Here is a 764-nt window from a genome sequence, read left to right on the forward strand (position 1 = left end):
GTCGAATTGCTGGCGCGCGTGCGTACGTTGGCGCGCCGCGGCCCGCCACGCGAAAGCGAACTGATCAAGGTGGGCGATCTGGAAATGGATGTGAACCGCCGGCGCGTGAAGCGTGGCGGCATGCGCATCGATCTCACGCCGCGCGAATTCTCGCTGTTGCAACTGCTCGCGCGCCGTCAGGGTGAAGTGCTGAGCCGCACGCAGATCGCGTCGTATGTGTGGGACATGAATTTCGACAGCGACACCAATGTGGTCGAAGTGGCGATCCGCCGCTTACGCACCAAGATCGACGACAACTTTCCCGTCAAGCTGATCCACACCGTGCGCGGCGTGGGCTATGTGCTCGAACTGAAGGACATCGCTTGATGCGCGGCCGTTCGCTTGCCGCGGCGCTTGCGCTGGCGTTCGGCGCGACGACGCTGGCGGTTTTCGTGCTCGTCGGCAGCTTTCTGTATGTCGCGCTCGAAAAGCAGATCAAGGCGCAGGACAATCTCGACATCGTGCTCGCCGCGCGCCACGCGCGGCGGCTCGCCGAAGAACTGGATTCCGCGCAGGGCATTCGCGAGCACAGTGAGCGCTTGACCAGCATCGTGCTCGGCAACGAAGCCATGTCGATGGAAGTGTTCGATCCCGACGGCACGCGGGCAATCGAACACAATATCGCCGGCGCGCTCGCCGTGCCGGATGCGGCAAGCGGCGCCGCGACCATTGCGGCATTGCCGCCGCTCGCGCGGGTTGCCGCGACGGCGCGCATCACCGAGACG

Annotated in this window: 1 protein-coding gene and 1 pseudogene; both read left to right on the top strand. The window is 64.9% G+C overall.

The genetic code is table 11. The annotated features are described in order from the left end of the window. Positions 1–366 (top strand): winged helix-turn-helix domain-containing protein (locus P0D96_RS48220; RefSeq protein ID WP_408321414.1); only part of this gene is annotated, 366 nt, incomplete at its 5' end. Continuing rightward, positions 366–764, top strand: a pseudogene (locus P0D96_RS48225) (heavy metal sensor histidine kinase); the annotation flags it as partial. The gene P0D96_RS48220 and the pseudogene P0D96_RS48225, both read left to right, overlap by 1 nt.

Origin of the sequence: Paraburkholderia sp. RL17-347-BIC-D (assembly GCF_046027915.1) — a bacterium.
GTDB lineage: Bacteria > Pseudomonadota > Gammaproteobacteria > Burkholderiales > Burkholderiaceae > Paraburkholderia.